This window comes from Pseudomonas sp. IT-P258 (assembly GCF_949767825.1).
Classification (GTDB): domain Bacteria; phylum Pseudomonadota; class Gammaproteobacteria; order Pseudomonadales; family Pseudomonadaceae; genus Aquipseudomonas; species Aquipseudomonas monachiensis.
The window spans coordinates 428,544-446,953 of sequence record NZ_CATKPU010000043.1 but is presented as its reverse complement, the minus strand read 5'-3'; the positions used below and the strand labels follow the sequence as shown (position 1 = coordinate 446,953).

The 18,410-nt window shown below is 60.6% G+C and carries 14 protein-coding genes and 2 tRNA genes; 4 read left to right on the top strand and 12 right to left on the bottom strand.

Annotation, left to right across the window (positions count from 1 at the left end):
- Nucleotides 1-176: 176 nt before the first annotated feature.
- From ACM6G4_RS17885 to ACM6G4_RS17870, 4 genes are all read left to right on the top strand, one after another.
- A tRNA-Leu gene (locus ACM6G4_RS17885) sits at nucleotides 177-263 on the top strand.
- A 167-nt stretch (nucleotides 264-430) separates the two neighbouring features.
- Nucleotides 431-517: transfer RNA gene (locus ACM6G4_RS17880), tRNA-Leu, on the top strand.
- A 183-nt stretch (nucleotides 518-700) separates the two neighbouring features.
- Nucleotides 701-1,711 carry an extracellular solute-binding protein gene (locus tag ACM6G4_RS17875; RefSeq protein WP_056725448.1) on the top strand — a complete coding sequence of 337 codons (1,011 nt, stop codon included), beginning with the start codon at nucleotides 701-703 and terminating at the stop codon, nucleotides 1,709-1,711.
- Nucleotides 1,711-3,267, top strand: a complete 1,557-nt coding sequence (locus tag ACM6G4_RS17870; RefSeq protein WP_414914226.1) for an ABC transporter permease — start codon at nucleotides 1,711-1,713, stop codon at nucleotides 3,265-3,267. Before ACM6G4_RS17875 ends, ACM6G4_RS17870 begins: the two co-directional genes overlap by 1 nt.
- A gap of 120 nt (nucleotides 3,268-3,387) precedes the next feature.
- Here the strand turns inward: ACM6G4_RS17870 and ACM6G4_RS17865 are convergent, their stop codons facing one another.
- The 12 genes from ACM6G4_RS17865 to ACM6G4_RS17810 form a co-directional block, all read right to left on the bottom strand.
- A complete protein-coding gene (locus ACM6G4_RS17865) occupies nucleotides 3,388-5,322 on the bottom strand; it encodes a methyl-accepting chemotaxis protein (protein ID WP_414914225.1) in 1,935 nt (644 codons plus the stop codon).
- A 150-nt stretch (nucleotides 5,323-5,472) separates the two neighbouring features.
- Nucleotides 5,473-6,762, bottom strand: coding sequence for an adenylosuccinate synthase (locus ACM6G4_RS17860; protein WP_046039830.1), 1,290 nt, complete (start codon nucleotides 6,760-6,762; stop codon nucleotides 5,473-5,475).
- Nucleotides 6,763-6,816: 54 nt separating this feature from the next.
- On the bottom strand, nucleotides 6,817-8,004 hold the full coding sequence (locus tag ACM6G4_RS17855; RefSeq protein WP_056725456.1) for an ATP phosphoribosyltransferase regulatory subunit: 1,188 nt from the start codon (nucleotides 8,002-8,004) through the stop codon (nucleotides 6,817-6,819).
- Between the two features lie 312 nt (nucleotides 8,005-8,316).
- Nucleotides 8,317-9,186 carry a protease modulator HflC gene (hflC, locus tag ACM6G4_RS17850; protein ID WP_056725458.1) on the bottom strand — a complete coding sequence of 290 codons (870 nt, stop codon included), beginning with the start codon at nucleotides 9,184-9,186 and terminating at the stop codon, nucleotides 8,317-8,319.
- Nucleotides 9,186-10,361 (bottom strand): FtsH protease activity modulator HflK, encoded by a 1,176-nt coding sequence (gene hflK, locus ACM6G4_RS17845; protein ID WP_414914224.1) that lies wholly within the window; start codon nucleotides 10,359-10,361, stop codon nucleotides 9,186-9,188. Before hflK ends, hflC begins: the two co-directional genes overlap by 1 nt.
- Before the next feature lie 96 nt (nucleotides 10,362-10,457).
- Nucleotides 10,458-11,759, bottom strand: coding sequence for a ribosome rescue GTPase HflX (gene hflX, locus ACM6G4_RS17840; RefSeq protein WP_008048071.1), 1,302 nt, complete (start codon nucleotides 11,757-11,759; stop codon nucleotides 10,458-10,460).
- A 12-nt stretch (nucleotides 11,760-11,771) separates the two neighbouring features.
- Nucleotides 11,772-12,032 carry an RNA chaperone Hfq gene (hfq, locus tag ACM6G4_RS17835; protein ID WP_003221112.1) on the bottom strand — a complete coding sequence of 87 codons (261 nt, stop codon included), beginning with the start codon at nucleotides 12,030-12,032 and terminating at the stop codon, nucleotides 11,772-11,774.
- A 93-nt stretch (nucleotides 12,033-12,125) separates the two neighbouring features.
- Nucleotides 12,126-13,097, bottom strand: a complete 972-nt coding sequence (miaA, locus tag ACM6G4_RS17830; protein ID WP_414914299.1) for a tRNA (adenosine(37)-N6)-dimethylallyltransferase MiaA — start codon at nucleotides 13,095-13,097, stop codon at nucleotides 12,126-12,128.
- Entirely contained in the window at nucleotides 13,097-15,007 is a 1,911-nt protein-coding gene (mutL, locus tag ACM6G4_RS17825) for a DNA mismatch repair endonuclease MutL (protein WP_056725462.1), read from the bottom strand. The genes miaA and mutL overlap by 1 nt, the downstream gene beginning before the upstream one ends.
- The gene (locus ACM6G4_RS17820; protein WP_056725463.1) at nucleotides 15,004-16,434 is read right to left on the bottom strand and encodes an N-acetylmuramoyl-L-alanine amidase; all 1,431 of its coding nucleotides are present in this window, start codon (nucleotides 16,432-16,434) and stop codon (nucleotides 15,004-15,006) included. The genes mutL and ACM6G4_RS17820 overlap by 4 nt, the downstream gene beginning before the upstream one ends.
- Nucleotides 16,435-16,905 carry a tRNA (adenosine(37)-N6)-threonylcarbamoyltransferase complex ATPase subunit type 1 TsaE gene (tsaE, locus tag ACM6G4_RS17815; protein ID WP_414914223.1) on the bottom strand — a complete coding sequence of 157 codons (471 nt, stop codon included), beginning with the start codon at nucleotides 16,903-16,905 and terminating at the stop codon, nucleotides 16,435-16,437.
- Nucleotides 16,893-18,392, bottom strand: a complete 1,500-nt coding sequence (locus ACM6G4_RS17810; RefSeq protein WP_414914222.1) for an NAD(P)H-hydrate dehydratase — start codon at nucleotides 18,390-18,392, stop codon at nucleotides 16,893-16,895. The genes tsaE and ACM6G4_RS17810 overlap by 13 nt, the downstream gene beginning before the upstream one ends.
- Nucleotides 18,393-18,410: the final 18 nt, after the last annotated feature.

Sequence of the window (18,410 nt, the reverse complement as noted above, 5' to 3'; positions counted from 1 at the left end):
ATGAAACGGGAAATTTCAGGCTAAGACGACCCATCTAAAGCCCTGTATCGACACCGCAAAGCAGTTTTGTAGACCACTGGCGAAATTTTCCAGGTTTTTTTGACCTCGGGGGTTTACAGTTAAAAAGACGCTCCGTATAGTGCGCGCCATCGACGACGGACAACGTTGCCGATACTGCCCAGATGGTGAAATTGGTAGACACGCCAGCTTCAGGTGCTGGTGACCGCAAGGTCGTGGAAGTTCGAGTCTTCTTCTGGGCACCAATTTCGAGCTTGAGATTAGTTCAATTTCAAGGCTCACACAAAAACCCGCGAAAGCGGGTTTTTGCATTTTTGACCACTGGTTTATTATTTTTAGAATCAGGGGTTTACAGATCAAAATGCTCTCCGTATAGTGCGCCACATCAACAGCGGCAACGCTGAAGATGAATGCCCAGATGGTGAAATTGGTAGACACGCCAGCTTCAGGTGCTGGTGACCGCAAGGTCGTGGAAGTTCGAGTCTTCTTCTGGGCACCAATTCAAATCCAAGGTCAAGACCTTGGATTTCACAGAAACCCGCGAAAGCGGGTTTTTGCGTTTCTGGCATTTGAAAACCACACACGCCCCCTGTAGGAGCTCACCTCACAAAGCGCATTTGAGAAGCAATATCGTTTATCATTGTTACAAGTTTTTGCAATGTGACAGTGAGGAACCCTGCGAATGATGTTTCGAAATACCCTGCGCCGCGGCCTGATCACCACCCTCCTCGGCCTGGCACTCGCCACTCCCCTCACCCAAGCCGCCGACCCGGTTGCCCTGACCCTCTACAACGGCCAGCACAAAGAAGTCGGCGACGCGGTCGCCAAAGCCTTCGAAGCCAAGACCGGGATCCACGTCAATGTGCGCAAAGGCAGTAGCAACCAGCTCGCCAGCCAGATCGTCGAAGAAGGCGATCGCTCCCCCGCCGACGTGATCTACACCGAAGAGTCGCCGCCACTGAACAAACTCGGCGAACAAGGCCTGCTGGCCAAGACGGATGACGCCACGCTGGCCGTTCTGCCAAAGGAATACGTCGCTGGCAACGGCACCTGGATTGGCGTGACCGCCCGGGTGCGCGTCGTTGCGTTCAACCCCAAGCTGATCGATGAAAAAGACCTGCCGACCTCGGTGATGGAGTTCTCCGATCCGAAATGGCAAGGCAAGGTCGGTTTCGTTCCTACCAGCGGCGCTTTCCAGGAACAAGCGGTGGCGATCATCAAGGTCCACGGCATGGACGCAGCCGAAGAGTGGCTGACTGGTCTGCGCGCATTCGGCAAGACCTACAGCAACAACATGGTTGCATTGAAAGCGGTGGAAAATGGCGAAGTCGCCACCGTGCTGGTGAACAATTACTACTGGTTCGCCCTGCAGCGTGAAAAAGGCCAACTCGATTCGAAGCTGCATTACTTCACTGGCGGCGATGTCGGTGGGCTGATCACCGTTTCCAGCGCTGCCGTCCTGAAATCCAGCAAACATCCAAAAGAAGCCCAGCAATTGCTCGCCTACATGGCCAGTGAAGAAGGCCAGCGCGTGATCACCCAGACCACCGCCGAATACCCGCTGCACAAAGGCATGGAATCAGATCGCGGGCTCAAGCCATTCAGCGAACTGGAAGCACCAAAAGTCACGCCTGCCGACCTCGGCAACGCCGAAGAAGCGCTGGACCTGGAACGCGATGTTGGCCTGAATTGATGGGTGCCTCACTGTCCGCGCATCACGCCTGCGCACCACGGCGCAAGCGGCCGTCTTTCTGGCTGATATTGCCTGTGTTGCTGCTGGTGGCGCTCAGTCTCCTGCCTCTGCTGTATGTCGGCCTGAAAGCCTGGCAGGCGGGCTGGGCACAAGCGCTGCATTTGCTTTGGCGACCTTATGTGTTCGGCTTGCTGCGCAACACACTCGCACTGATGATTGGGGTCACCGCTGTTTGCGGGGTAATCGGCCTGTCGCTGGCCTGGTTGCTGGAGCGCAGTAATCTGCCGGGCCGACGATTGTGGGGCGTGATCCTCTGCCTGCCGTTCGCCGTTCCAGCCTTTGTCAGCAGCTTCACCTGGGTTTCCCTCAGCGCTCATTTCGAGGGACTTGGCGGGGCTATCCTGGTAATGAGCCTGTCCAAGTACCCGCTGATTTTCCTGCCCGTGGCGGCAACACTGCGCAACCTTGACCCATCCCTCGAAGAGTCCGCGCGCACGCTGGGGCAGAATCGTTGGGGCGTATTTTTCAAGGTCACCCTGCCCCTGCTCTGGCCTTCGCTGCTGGCGGGTTCGCTGCTGATTGCCCTGCACATGCTGGTGGAGTTTGGCGCCTTGTCGATCATCGGCCTGCAAACCTTCACCACGGCGATCTATCAACAGTTCGAACTGGAGTTCAGCAATGCCAACGCGGCAATGCTCTCCGCCGTACTGCTGATGTTGTGCCTGGCACTGCTGTGGCTGGAGTTGCGCGTGCGCGGCAAGGGTCGACACGTACGCACCGGCCAGGGTGCTGCGCGACGCGCGGAACAGGTTCAACTGGGCCCATGGGCCATGGCGGGACAGTTTTACTGCCTGCTGCTGGCAATCATTGGCAGCGGGATTCCGCTGGGCATGCTGGCCTATTGGCTTGCGGTGGGATCATCGGCAGCCTTTCCCGCGACGGCAATTGGCGAAGCATTGCTGTCATCCCTAGCACTGTCGCTGGGTGGCGCGGCGCTGTGCCTGGTGCTGGCGGTTCCAGTCGGCCTGTTGGTCGTGCGCCACAAAGGCCGGCTGGCGATCTGGGCCGAGCGTCTGCCGTATCTGCTGCATGCGCTGCCGGGACTGGTCATTGCCCTGACTCTGGTGTATTTCGCCCTGCACTACGTGCCGATGCTTTACCAGACTTCGGCATTGCTGCTGATCGCCTATGCCCTGCTGTTTCTGCCACTGGCCCAGGCGCCGATCCGCACCGCCCTGAACAAGGCGTCGCCACAACTTGAGGAGGCGGCACGCACATTGGGCGCCTCGTCATTCAGTGCTTTCTGCCGAGTGACACTGCCGATTATTTTCCCGGCGCTGGGGGCGGCTTTTGCCCTGGTGTTCCTGGATGCGATGAAGGAACTGACGGCGACCTTGCTGTTGAGTCCAACCGGACTCAACACGCTGGCGACGGAAGTCTGGGCGCATACCGCGAACGTGGAGTTTGCGGCGGCGGCGCCCTATGCGGCGTTGTTGATAGTGGTGTCGGGGTTGCCGGTCTATCTGCTGACGACCCGGATGTATCTGAGCCGCTGAGACCGCCATCGCGAGCAAGCTCGCTCCCACAGTAGTCCTCTGTCGAACACAAATATGATGTTCACGAAGAGCCAATGTGGGAGCGGGCTTGCTCGCGAAGGGGCCGGCACAGACAATAGATCAAGCCCTGAACTGCCCCAGACTCGCCTTCAACTGCGCCGCCAGACCATCGAGCACCTTACCGCTCGCCGTGGTCTCCACCACTGCCTGCGCCGCCTTCTCGGCCTGGGCGTGAATGGTCTGGACCCGCCCCCGCACTGCTTGCGCGCCCTGCGCCTGATGCGCCGCCGCCTGGGTGGCCAGACCGATCGCCGCATGGACCTGCTCGACCGATGCCTGCACCGACTGCTGCAACCGCGCACTGTCGCGCAGCACCAGCAAACCCTCATTGGCCTGGCGCCCGGCCTGACCAATCGCCGCCACCGCTTCACGCGCGCCTTGCTGCAACGCGACGATGTGCGCCTGAATATCGCCGGTGGAGCTTTGTGTCTTGCTCGCCAGCGCCCGTACCTCATCGGCCACCACGGCAAACCCGCGCCCGGTCTCGCCGGCACGCGCCGCTTCAATCGCCGCGTTCAGCGCCAGCAGGTTGGTTTGCTCGGCGATACCGTGAATCACTGTCAGCACCACCTCAATCTGCTCACTTTGCTGCGCCAGACGCTCGATCACCTGGGCGCCAGTGTTGACCTGACCCGCCAGCTCCTCGATCAGGCTGCCGACTTTCGCCGAGGTCCGGGTGTTTTCGTCAGTCGCCTGACGAATATCCACCACCTGTTTCAGCGCCGCCTGCATCGCGTGGCTTTCCGACTGGGCCTCATCAGCCATTTGCGACAAGGCGCGCAAACTTTCCGCCACCTCATCACGCTGCATGCCAGCCGCCGCATCCGCACCGGCGTTGCGCAAGGTCATGGCACCGATTTCCACACCGGTACGTTGGGCTACATCACCGGCCTCGCGCACGATGGGCTGCAACTTATCCACAAAGCGATTGACCGCCGAGGCCATGTCGCCGATTTCATCCTTGCTGTTGATCTGCACACGCTTGGTCAGATCACCCTCGCCCGCCGCCAGGTCATCCATGGCAACGATCAGCATTTTCAGGCGATTGACCACTCGGCGACCGAGTACCACCGCCAACAACAGCAGGACACCAAAACCCACCACCGCCAGACACACGCCGATGCGCCAGCGCAATGTCGTAGCGGCTTCCTGCACGGTGCTGGTGGTATTGGCCTTCATTTCAGCCGCCGTGGACTGCGCCGACTGCAGGCGCGAGCGCATGGCCGTGGCGCTGTCGGCGGCCGCGCCCTTGAGGCTGTCGCCCACCAGTTGATCGCTGCTGGCGATCAAGGCCGAGAAGCGCTTGTCGAGGGCCGCCAAGTCAGTCTCCACCGAAGCGGTCGAGACCCCCATCAGGACTTTGCCGATTTCTACGCCGTTAGGATTGATCGGGGCCTCGATGTAGAACACCGAAGGATCGTTCTTCGCCGCATCCAGCACCTTGTCCAGCGCACGCTCGCCCTGGCCTTTTTCCAGCAACGCCTTGTTGATCGGGTTTTCCCGGTTGAGGTAGCGCGTCAGGTGCTGGCCGGTGGCGTCGTCATACACCACAAACAGCACGTTGGGATTGCGCTGGGCGCGGCGAGCGAACTCGGAAAGTGTCGGAACGTCGTTGTCCCACATGGCGCGGGGCGCGACGGAAGCCAGAAGCTGCGCCATGTCGCTGGCGGAGTCCTTCAGGTCTTTTTCCAGCGTTGCGCGCAACTGCGCCTGCTCGTCCTTCAGTCGCGAGGACAAACCGGCTGTCAGGCGCTGGCGGGTACTGGTGGAGAGACTGTCGAGGCTCGACGTGACTTCGCGCCCCGCCTGCTCAAGCTCAGCGGAAAGCTTTTGGCTGTCTGCACCCAGGCGCATGCCCAGATCGGCCTCCAGCGCGGTCACCGTGCTCCGGGTCAGAGCGACAGCTACCAGCACCTGCACCAAAAGGGCGATACCAAGGGTAACGAACACGGGCCGCAACAAACGGCTTTGTAACAATGAGAGAACGGCCGACACTTGATATCCCTCTGCAAAAGCGCCATTAAATTGATGGCACGCCAAAAGTGACGTTTTAGGCAAAGCTAATAGCAAAGGTCATGCCGTCCAACAGGCATAAACGACAAAGGCCCCAATTAAGGGGCCTTTGTGTTTTACATCAACAACTTATCAAGCAAACGGATGGCGCAGGACGATGGTTTCGTTGCGGTCCGGGCCCGTCGAAATAATGTCGATCGGCGCGCCGATCAGCTCTTCGACGCGCTTGATGTAAGCACGAGCGTTAGCTGGCAGCTCTTCCAGGGTTTTGGCGCCCACGGTCGATTCGGTCCAGCCCGGCACTTCTTCGTACACAGGCTGCAGGCCCACGTAGCTGTCAGCATCAGTCGGGGCAACGGCCTTGCCTTCTGCATCTTTGTAGCCGACGCAGATGTTGATGGTTTCCAGACCGTCGAGCACGTCCAGCTTGGTCAGGCAGATGCCCGAGATGCTGTTCACATCGATAGCGCGACGCAGGATAACAGCGTCGAACCAGCCACAACGACGAGCACGGCCGGTAGTGGCGCCGAACTCGTGACCTTGTTTAGCCAGGTGCGCGCCGACTTCGTCGAACAGCTCCGTCGGGAATGGACCCGAACCTACACGCGTGGTGTAAGCCTTGGTGATGCCCAGGATGTAGTCCAGGAACATGGGGCCAACACCCGAACCGGTAGCAACGCCGCCAGCGGTGGTGTTAGAGCTGGTCACGTACGGGTAGGTGCCGTGGTCGATGTCCAGCAACGAACCCTGGGCGCCTTCGAACATGATGTCCTTGCCAGCGCGACGCAGGTCGTGCAACTCGGCAGTCACGTCCAGCATCAGCGGCTTGAGCAGCTCAGCGTATTCTTTGCATTCGGCCAGGGTCTTGTCGAATTCGATGGCTGGCTCTTTGTAGTAACCCACCAGCATGAAGTTGTGGTAATCCACCAGTTCACGCAGCTTGTCTTCAAAGCGCGGCATGTTGAGCAGGTCGCCCACACGCAGGCCACGACGTGCAACCTTGTCTTCGTAGGCCGGGCCGATGCCGCGACCGGTGGTACCGATCTTCAGCTCGCCACGGGCCTTTTCACGAGCCTGGTCCAGCGCTACGTGGAAGGACAGGATCAGCGGGCAGGACGGGCTGATACGCAGGCGCTCGCGCACCGGCACACCTTTTTCTTCCAGCTTGGTGATCTCGCGCAGCAGGGCGTCAGGTGCAACCACCACGCCGTTGCCGATCAGGCACTGCACGCCTTCGCGCAGCACGCCCGACGGGATCAGGTGCAAGACGGTCTTCTCGCCGTCGATCACCAGAGTGTGGCCAGCGTTGTGGCCACCTTGGTAACGCACTACGGCGGCAGCATGTTCGGTCAGCAGATCAACGATCTTGCCTTTGCCCTCATCACCCCATTGGGTGCCCAGGACTACGACATTCTTACCCATAACACTTGTCCTCATTCGCGCAAACTTGGTGCCGGCAGCAGCCGGCAGGAAAACTCAAGAAGCCAGTGGCGATACTTGCCAAAGCCCGTTCTGCTGAATCAATTGCCGGTCGCAGTCCGCTTCACGGGCGGCGGCCAAAGGTTGTCCAGGCAAGGCCTGAACGACACGCTGACCCTCACTGCGCAACTGGCAAACCTGCTGCCAGAGTGCCGCATCCGTACTGTCAGGCATCCAGATACCGCCAGACGGTAGCTCGATCTCAGCACGCCCCAGGGTCACCAGGGTTTTCAAATCGGTGGAGAAGCCGGTTGCCGGACGGGCGCGACCGAAGTCGGCGCCGATGTCGTCGTAGCGACCGCCCTGGGCAATGGACTGGCCAACACCCGGCACGAACACGGCGAACACCACACCAGTGTGGTAGTGGTAGCCACGCAGCTCGCCCAGGTCGAAATACAGCGGCAGCTCAGGGAAACGCACGGACAGCCGCTCGGCAATCGCCAGCAAGTCGTCCAGCGCGGCCAGAACAGGTGCCGGCGCCTTGGCCAGACGCTCGCGGGCTGCAGCCAGCACTTCACGACCGCCACACAGGTCGACCAGCGCCCGCAGCATGCCCGACAGATCGGCAGGCAAGCCTTCGGTCAAGGTAATGACCTCATCGATGGCCTTACGTTGCAGGGCATCGAACAACTGCTGCTCGACTTCACCGGACAAACCGGCGGCGCGGGCCAGGCCACGGTAGATACCGACATGGCCGAGGTCCATGTGCACATCCGGCACATCGGCCAGTTGCAGCATGGCCAGCATCAGGCTGATGACTTCGACGTCGCTGCTCGGACTGCCGTCGCCGTACAACTCGGCACCCAGTTGAATCGGGCTGCGCGAGGACGACAAGGCGCGAGGCTGAGCGTGCAGGACACTACCGGCATAGCATAGGCGGCTTGGGCCTTCACGACGCAGGGTATGCGCATCGATGCGCGCCACTTGCGGCGTGATGTCGGCACGGAAACCCATCTGACGGCCCGATTGCGGGTCGATGACCTTGAAGGTGCGCAGATCCAGGTCCTGGCCCGCGCCGGTCAGCAGGGATTCCAGGTACTCGATATGGGGAGTCACGACAAACTCGTAACCCCAGCCCTGGAACAGATCCAACACCTGACGACGCGCGACTTCAATGCGCGCAGCTTCCGGTGGCAGTACTTCTTCGATGCCATCTGGCAGAAGCCAGCGGTCTACCGTTGCCATTACGCCTTCCCCTATCTCCGGGCGACCAGCCTGTCGGCGAGCCTTGAGTGAAGCAGAAAATGATCGGCTTGCGCACAAACCACGCGCATGAGCGACGGAGCGAAAAGCCCTTCTACCGGCTTCGCCAACCACTTTCCTCGAAAAACTGTCGAGCCAATCGGCCCGGCATCTGCTTTAAAACAGCAATCAAACATGCAGACGCAAAAAAGCCGGGAATTTCCCGGCTGCCGCATCATACACACGTTTTCCCAAAGGATCACCCCGCCAGAGGTTTTAGCCGCCCGGCGGGGGATAAATCAGGTCAACGCCGTATCAAGGCTTGGCTTTTTCCAGGTAGTGGAAGAAGTCGCTGCTTGGGTCGAGGACCAATACGTCGGATTTGTTCGCGAAGCTTTCACGGTAGGCTCGCAGGCTACGGTAGAACGCGTAGAACTCCTGATCCTGACCGTAGGCCTTGGAGTAGATCGCAGCTGCCTGGGCATCGCCGTCACCGCGAACCTCTTCGGATTCACGATAGGCTTCAGCCAGTAGCACGCGACGTTGACGATCGGCGTCGGCACGAATGCCTTCGGCCAGCTCGTTACCCTTGGCGCGGTGCTCGCGAGCTTCACGCTCACGCTCGGTGCTCATACGTTCGAACACGCTGCGGTTCACTTCTTTGGGCAGGTCGATGGTCTTGACCCGAACATCGACCACTTCGATGCCCAACTCTTTCTCGGCCATCTTGTTCAGCGAAGCCGTGATATCCGCCATCAGCGCATCACGCTCACCCGACACCACTTCGTGCAGGGTGCGCTTACCGAACTGGTCACGCAGGCCCGATTCCAGACGACGGGACAGACGCTCGTCGGCGATCTGCTTGAGACCGGAAGTCGCGGTGTAGTAACGCTCTGCGTCCTTCACGCGCCACTTGGCGTAGGCATCGACCATCACGGCTTTCTTTTCCAGCGTCAGGAAGCGTTGTGTCGGTGCATCCAGCGTCATCAGGCGTGCGTCGAATTTACGCACCTGGTTAACGTAAGGCACTTTCACATGCAAGCCTGGCTGAACATCGGTCTGGACCACGCGACCGAACTGCAGCAACACCGCACGCTCGGTCTGAGCCACGATGTAGAAGCAGTTCCAGGCAGCGATCGCCACGACGACGCCGACAATAAGGGCGATCAGCGATTTATTGCTCATCAGCGACTCTCCCTGGTACGTGCTTGCTGTTGCTGCAGATCAGCTGCCGCACGCGCATTCGCTTCATTGCTGGTGGCTGCCGCACTGGTCACCGGAGTGCTGGTGCTGCGACCACTTTCGACCATCTTGTCCAGCGGCAAGTACAGCAGGTTGTTCTGGCCGTTCTTGTTGCCGGTCACGAGAACCTTGCTGGTGTTGGTGAAGACTTCCTGCATGGTGTCCAGGTACAGACGCTGGCGGGTGACTTCAGGGGCCTTGCGGTACTCGGCGACCAGCTTGGTGAAGCGATCGGCCTCACCCTTGGCGCGCGAGACAGTCTCGTCACGGTAACCGTTGGCATCCTCAAGGATACGCTGGGCCTGACCACGAGCTTCCGGCACGACGCCGTTGGCATAGGTTTCGGCCTGGTTGCGCGAACGCTGCTCGTCTTCACGGGCACGGATCACGTCATCGAAGGCTTCCTGGACTTCACGCGGTGCCGCTGCGCTCTGTACGTTGACCTGAGTAACGGTGATACCGGTGCGATAGGTGTCCATGAAGCGTTGCAGACGCTCCTTGATCTCGCTGGCCATCAACTCACGACCCTCGGTCAGGACCTGGTCCATCGCGGTGGAACCCACCACATGGCGCAAGGCGCTGTCGGTCGCGTGCTGCAGGCTGATTTCCGGCTGATCGACGCTCAGCACGAAGTCCTGCAGGTTGCTGATCTTGTACTGCACGGTCAGCGGCACTTCGACGATGTTCTCGTCTTCAGTCAGCATCTGGCCCTGCTTGGTGTAGGCACGCTCACGCGTGACGTTTTCCATGTACTTCTTGTCGATCGGCGGGAAGTAGATATTCAGGCCCGGCCCCACGGTTTCGTAGTACTTGCCGAAGCGCAGCACTACAGCCTGCTCCTGCTCGTCGACGACATAAACCGCGCTGTACAGCCAAACGACGGCCAACACGACCAGGCCGATGCCGAGCAGGCCGCCAAAGCCGCCACTCTTGCCCGGACCACCACCATCGTCACCACCACGTTTCTTACCGCCACCGAACAAACCGTTCAGGCTTTCCTGCAGCTTTCGGAAGGCCTCGTCGAGATCCGGTGGCCCCTTGCGATCGCCGTTGTTACGACGCTTGCCACCCCAAGGATCCTGATTATTCGAGTTGCCACCCGGCTCATTCCAAGCCATAGCGCTCTCCATCTGATAAAGCAAAGACGCACCCACGGCGCGCCGACCAATGCTACAGAATGCCTGTCACCACGGCACAACCGCTTTCTCAGGCTTTTATTGCAAAGTGTGTTGCTCGATGAATTCCATCGGCTGCAATCCCTCGCGGCTTACCAGTCGATTCAACTCGACCCGGGGCAAACGAACGGCCAGCAAACTGATGCCTTCTTCGTCGTGTTCTTCTTTCTGCACCGCACCGAGTTCGAAGAACTGCGCACGCAGTCGAGCGAATCGTTGCGGCAAGCGCAAGGTACCGACAAACAAATCACTGCCCAGTAACTCGGCAATGGCTTGCTCAAGCAATTCCAGACCACTGCCATCACGCGCCGACAGCCAGACCCGTTGGGGCTTGCCGTTTTCGTCGCGCTGGATTTGTGGCTCAACGCCTTCAAGCAAATCGAGTTTGTTATAGACCTCGAGGATCGGCAAGTCCTGAGCACCAATCTCGCCGAGCACCACCATTACCTGCTCGATCTGCAACATGCGATCCGGTTCGGCCGCATCGATCACGTGCAACAACAGATCGGAGTTGCTCGACTCTTCGAGGGTAGACCGAAATGCTTCGACCAGCTTGTGGGGCAAGTGGCGAATGAAACCCACAGTGTCCGCCAGGACAATCGGCCCCAGGTCGTCTATATCCAGACGACGCAGGGTCGGGTCCAACGTGGCAAACAATTGGTCAGCTGCGTAGACGTCGGATTTCGTCACGTTGTTGAAGAGCGTGGACTTACCGGCGTTGGTGTACCCCACCAGCGACACGGTAGGAATATCCGCACGCGATCGGCCACGGCGCGACTGTTCGCGCTGGCTGCGCACTTTCTCCAGCCGCCCCTTGATCTGCCGCAGGCGAACCCGTAGCAAACGGCGGTCGGTTTCCAGCTGGGTTTCACCCGGGCCACGCATACCGATACCGCCACCTTGGCGCTCAAGGTGAGTCCAGCCACGAACCAGCCGGGTGCTCATGTGGTCAAGCTGGGCCAGTTCGACCTGGAGCTTGCCTTCATGGGTACGGGCGCGCTGGGCGAAAATATCGAGAATCAGACCGGTACGGTCGATCACGCGACACTCGAAAACACGTTCGAGGTTACGTTCCTGACTGGGTGTGAGGATGTGATTGAAAATCACCAGATCGGCCTGCTCGGCTTTGACCAGGTCGCGCAGTTCCTCGACCTTGCCACTGCCAATCAGGGTCTTGGCGGTTGGCCGATGACGCGGCACGTTAAAAAACGCAACGGTCTCGGCACCCGCCGAATTAGCCAGTTCCTGAAACTCCTGCGGATCTTCGCGCGCCTCAGGGTCCTGTCCATCCAAGTGAACGAGGATGACTCGCTCACCACCACCGTGGCGCTCAAAGAACAAAGGAGACTCCTATCAGGCGTTACCTGGCTCAGCGTCACCTGCATCGGATTCGGTTGCGCTAGGCAGACGAATTGGACGAACCGGCACCACTGTAGAGATAGCGTGTTTGTAGACCATCTGGCTTACGGTGTTTTTCAGCAGGATAACGAACTGGTCGAAAGACTCGATCGTGCCTTGCAGCTTGATACCGTTGACCAGGTAGATGGACACCCCAACTTTCTCTTTACGTAAAGTATTCAAGTAAGGGTCTTGTAGCGAATGCCCTTTTGACATGTGCCGCACTCCTTTAAGGATTCAATATAAAAAATAGGTAATCAGATGGCTTTGGCCGCCACACCCCCAAGGATAGACGGCAATTGCAAGGACTCAGCTCAATATGGAGATGGTCCCAAGGTATTTCAAGGCGCGCGGCAGATTGTCGCAATCCAGACTGTCCAGCCAATGCAGATCAGTCCAACTGCGCAGCCAGGTGAACTGGCGTTTCGCCAATTGGCGCGTGGCAATGATTCCACGCTCCTGCATCTCGGCTGACGTCAGCTTGCCATCCAGGTAGTCCCAGACCTGGCGGTAGCCTACTGCACGTATAGACGGCATCCCGGAATGCAGGTCACCTCTATTACGCAGGGCTACGACCTCGTCAATGAATCCCTGTTCCAACATTAAAGTGAATCTTTGTTTAATTCGCTCGTGAAGTACCTGACGATTTGCCGGAGCAATGGCCAAGTTCGCGACAGTATAGGGCAATTGTTGGTGTCCCGAAGCGGCTGCTTCAGTACTTTGCGCACTTTGTTGCAAACGCAGGGCAGTCATGCTCTGACCGCTGACACGATAAACTTCCAGTGCTCGACTCAAACGCTGAGGATCGTTCGGATGAATCCGCGCCGCGGAAACCGGGTCAATGACCGCCAACTGGTCGTGCAAGGCTTGCCAGCCAAGGCGCGCAGCCTCTTCTTCGATTTGCGCGCGGACCTCGGGATCGGCGGCCGGCATATCCGCCAGACCTTCAACCAAAGCCTTGTAATAGAGCATGGTACCGCCCACCAGCAGCGGAATTTTTCCGCGCGCGGTGATATCGGCCATGGCTTCCAGAGCGTCACGGCGGAAATCCGCGGCCGAATAGCTCTCGGCCGGGTCGAGAATGTCGATCAGACGATGCGGGTATTGCGCCAGCAGCTCTTTGGAGGGCTTGGCGGTGCCGATGTCCATGCCACGGTAGACCAGCGCCGAATCGACGCTGATCAACTCGCAAGGCAGGACCTTTGTGAGCTCGATGGCCAGGTCAGTCTTGCCGGCGGCGGTCGGGCCCATCAGGAAAATCGCAGGTGGGAACTGGCTCATCAACGACCGCGCAAGAACAGTTTGTCCAGATCGTCCAGGCCCAGTTGGGTCCAGGTCGGTCGGCCATGGTTGCATTGACCGCTGCGTTCGGTGTTTTCCATGTCACGCAGCAGACCGTTCATTTCCGGCAGGGCCAGGCGCCGATTCGCACGAACCGCGCCGTGGCAGGCCATGGTCCCGAGCAATTCGTTCAGGTGCGCCTGAATGCGGTCACTGGTGCCGAATTCCATCAGATCAGCCAGGACGTCGGCGACCAGCCGGTTGGCCTCGGCCTGCTTGAGCAGTGCCGGGATCTGCCGGATCGCCAGGGTTTCCGGGCCCAGGCGCTGCAATTCAAAGCCCAGGCGCTGGAACCAGGCGACATGTTCCTCGGCGCAATCGGCTTCACGCTGACTGACAGCCAGGGACTCCGGCACCAGCAACGGTTGGCCGCTCAGGCCCTCACTGGCCATCGCCACCTTCAAACGCTCATACATAATCCGCTCGTGGGCGGCATGCATGTCCACCAGCACCAGTCCCTGGGCGTTTTCCGAAAGAATGTAGATGCCCTTGAGTTGGGCCAGTGCATAACCCAGCGGCGGGATGTCGTCCTGCCCCTCCGGGAGCGCGACGGCATTGGCCTCGGGCAGCGGCGCAAAAAATTCGCGATAGGCAGCCTGCGCTTCGGCGACCGGCACACCGGACTGCGGTCGCGGCGTGTATTGATACTGATAACCCGCGCCCGAACCCGAGCCCGCCGGCGTATTGAACGACGGCTGAGCCTGGGGCTGTTCCAGCAGCGCATTGGCGGCCAGGCGCATTTCGCCCTGGGGCCCGAATTCACCGGCTTCAAGGCCGGTAGGCCGGACGATGGCCGTGGCAACCGGCGCTGCCAGTTGATCGTCGGGGCGCACATCGCCCAAGGCGCGGTGCAGGGTGCCGTAGAGGAAATCGTGAACCATGCGCCCTTCACGGAAGCGCACTTCGTGCTTGGTCGGGTGCACGTTGACGTCGACGCCGGTCGGATCGACCTCGAAAAACAGCACAAACGTCGGATGCCGACCGTTGAACAGCACGTCGCGATAGGCCTGGCGTACCGCGTGGGCCACCAGCTTGTCGCGCACCGCACGGCCATTGACGAAGAAATACTGCAGGTCGGCCTGGCTGCGGTTGAAGGTCGGCAAACCAACCCAGCCCCACAGATGCAGGCCGTTGCGCTCGATTTCGATCGGCAGTGCCTGCTCCAGGAAACCCGGACCGCAGATCGCCGCCACGCGCCGGGCACGGGCCGCATCATCATGGGCCTCGTGCAGGCTGAGGATGGTCTTGCCGTTGTGGCGCAGATGGAACGCCACATCGAAGCGCGCCAGGGCCAGGCGCCTGATCACTTCTTGCAGGTGATCGAATTCGGTTTTTTCGGTCTTGAGAAACTTGCGCCGCGCTGGCGTGTTGAAGAACAGGTCGCGCACTTCAACCGAAGTGCCCACCGGGTGGGCCGCTGGCTGCACACGGGGCGCCATGTCCCGCCCCTCGGTTTCGACCTGCCAGGCCTGATCGGCGTCGCGGGTGCGGGAAGTCAGGGTCAGGCGCGCAACGGAGCTGATCGATGCCAGGGCCTCGCCGCGAAACCCCAGGCTCATGACCTGTTCGAGGTCTTCCAGGTTGCGAATCTTGCTGGTGGCGTGACGGGCCAGGGCCAGCGGCAGGTCATCGGCGGAAATGCCGCTGCCATCGTCGCGCACCCGCAGCAGCTTGACGCCGCCCTGCTCCACATCGACGTCGATGCGCTTGGCGCCGGAATCCAGGCTGTTTTCCAGCAGCTCCTTGATCACCGAAGCCGGCCGCTCGACCACCTCACCCGCGGCAATCTGGTTCGCCAGTCGCGGGCTGAGGAGCTCGATTCGCGCGCCGTTGTTCACGACCTGATTCATTCTTTGGCCGCCAGTTCAGTGCCCGGAATGGTCAGGTGCTGACCGATCTTGAGCTCATCGTTCGACAGGTTGTTGGCGCTGCGCAGGGTCGCGGGCGAAACCTGATAGCGCACGGCGATCATCGCCAGGGTCTCGCCCGGGTTGACGCGGTGATCACGCGGCCCCTGCACAATCTTGCCGGAGTCGCGCAGCCAGGCAATATAAGTGCCCGGTGGCGGGTTCTGCTGGAAGAACTGGCGCACGCCGCTGCTGATTGAACGCGCCAGCGCCTGCTGGTGGCTCGACGCGGCAAGCTTGGAGGCTTCGTTGGCGTTGGAGATAAACCCGGTTTCCACCAGGATCGACGGAATGTCCGGCGATTTCAGCACCATGAACCCGGCCTGTTCGACCCGTTGCTTGTGCAGCGGTGTCACCCGGCCGATGTTGCTCAGCACCTTCTGGCCAACGTTCAGGCTGGAGGTCAGGGATGCCGTCATCGACAAATCGAGCAGTACGCCGGCGAGCATGCGGTCCTTGTCATCGAGGCTGACGTTGCCGGCGCCACCGATCAGGTCGGAGCGGTTTTCGCTGTCGGCGAGCCAACGGGCGGTCTCGGAAGTCGCGCCGCGATCAGACAGGGCAAACACCGAGGCACCGAAAGCGGCGGCAGAAGGCGCGGCGTCGGCGTGGATCGAGACGAACAGGTCTGCGCCTTTCTTGCGGGCAATTTCGGTACGGCCGCGCAGTGGAATGAAGTAGTCGCCGGTCCGGGTCAGTTCGGCGCGGAAGCCTTTCATGCCGTTGACCTGGCGTTGGGTTTCGCGGGCGATCTGCAGCACCACGTCTTTCTCGCGCTGGCCTCGGGAGCCGGAAGCCCCCGGATCTTCGCCACCGTGACCGGCATCGATCACCACAATGATGTCGCGTTTGCCGGCCGGGGCTGGCGGCAATTTGATAGCAGGCTCCGTCGGCGTGACCGGTACGGCAGGCACAGTGGCGACCGACGGTGTCGGCGCTGGAGGAGGCGCGGCGTCTGCGGCGTTATCGAACAGATCGACCACCAACCGGTTGCCGTACTGGGCGTTCGGTGCCAGGGAGAAGCTTTTCGGCGTCACGGCCTTTTTCAGGTCGATGACCACCCGCAGGTCGGTCGGCGTGCGCTGGGCCGAGCGCATGGCGGTAATCGGGGTGTTCGAGGTATTGACGTTGAGCGGCGCACCGAGGGTCGCGCCATTGATGTCGATGACCAGGCGATCCGGAGCCGTCAGGGTAAAAACGCTGTGCTGCACCGGGCCGGTCAGGTCAAACACCAGTCGCGTGTTGTCCGGTGCCCGCCACAGACGAACACTGTTGACCTTCGAATCGGCCACAGCGTCGACGGTCACCGCCAAAAACAACACCCCTACGGCAGCCACCAACGCGCGAAAGCGCATACCTAACCCCATCATCTATTTGGATTCCAATGCCAAAGCGGCACACCAGGCCTCGCCACGCGAGCCTTGGGATAAAATTTTCAGCGAACGCCCGCTGTCTTGCGGGCTAATGGTAATGGTCAGGTCAGGCTTTGGCAAAAAGCCTGCACCTTTATCGGGCCATTCGATCAGACACAGGGCATCGTCTTCGAAGTAGTCGCGGATACCGAGGAACTCTAGCTCTTCCGGATCGACCAGACGGTACAAATCGAAATGGAAGGCGCGAATGTCGCCGATCTCGTAGGGCTCAACCAGGGTAAAGGTCGGGCTTTTGACTGACCCGACATGCCCCAGACCGCGGATGATGCCTCGGGACAACGTGGTTTTGCCCATCCCCAGGTTACCCTCAAGGAAGATCAGGCCATGGCCTTGGGTGATTCGGGCAATGCGTGCGCCAAAGTCGCTCATGGCCAGCTCATCGGCCAGATACAGGGTTACTTCAGACACGGTGCTTGCTCCTCCAACAATTGACGAATGGCTGGGATCAGATCACTGGCCGCCAGCCCACGGCCCGATTTTCCTTGTTGTGCCCCGGCATTGGCGTGCAGCCAGACCGCCAGGCAGGCTGCGTCGAATGGCTCCATGCCCTGGGCCAGCAATGCGCCGACCAGACCGGCCAGCACATCGCCCAAACCGGCGGTGGCCATGGCCGGGTGCCCCTGATGACACAGCGCCAGACGCCCATCGGGATGGACGATCAGGCTGCCGGCACCTTTCAGGATGACGACAGCTGTATATTTTTTGCTCAAGGCATGGGCTGCGGCGGGACGGTCAGACTGAACGTCGGCAGTGCTCACCCCAAGCAAGCGTGCCGCTTCGCCCGGATGCGGAGTGATCACGCAATTACCGGGCAAACTCACACGCTCCCCGGCCAACATGTTCAGCGCATCGGCGTCCCAGACTTGCGGCAGCGGTGCATTGGCAGCGGCCGACAACAAGCTGCGCCCCCATCCAGCCTGGCCCAGCCCCGGACCGACAACCAATACAGAAATTTTTTGAAGCAAACCCATCAATTGATTGGCCGACGAAGTGCCCAGCACCATCGCCTCGGGGATCCGCGCCAGCGCGGCGGACACGTGTTCGCTACGGGTCGCCACCGACACCATGCCCGCTCCGCTGCGCAGCGCACTTTGCGCGCTCAGCAGGATCGCGCCACCCAACCCACGGTCGCCACCGATCAGCAACACATGGCCGAACTTACCTTTGTGGGAAGCCTGTGCCCGCGCCATTGGACGCGGCAGATTAGCAGCGGTCAGGCGACGGGCGGAGAAAGCAGCGCCTTCTATCAGCTGTGGGTCCGCGTGCAAGTCGTTGAACACCAGCTCACCGACCACATTGGCCGCCTCGCCGGTGAACAACCCCACCTTCAAGCCAATGAACGTGACCGTCAGGTCGGCATGCACGGCATGACCAAGGATGCGCCCCGTATCCGCACACAACCCTGACGGAATATCCACCGCCGCAACCGGCAGCCCGCTGGCATTGATCGCGACGATGGCGCTGGCATAGGGATCACGCACGTCACCGCTCAGACCGGTGCCAAGCAAAGCATCCAGCACGATGCCGCGCAATCCGGATTGTGCCGTCCAGGGCTCGATGAGCACGTTTTCGGACACCGCCTCGGCATGGGCCAACGCCGCATCACCCTGCAAGCGCTGCGGATCCCCCACCGCCAGCACCCGCACCGACCAACCGGCACGCTGGGCCAACACAGCCACCAGGTAGCCGTCGCCTGCGTTATTGCCATGCCCGGCCAGCACGCTCAGTTCGTTCGCGGTCGGCCATTGCCGCACCAGCGCCCGCCACGTCGCCCGCGCCGCGCGCTGCATCAATTCGAAGCCCGCTGTGCCGGCGGCGATCAGGCTCGCGTCGAGCGCTCGCACCTGGGCGGCACTGTACAGCGCGTCGGGTAATTCATCTTTAGTGTGCGGCATGCGTCTTCGGGCTCCGAT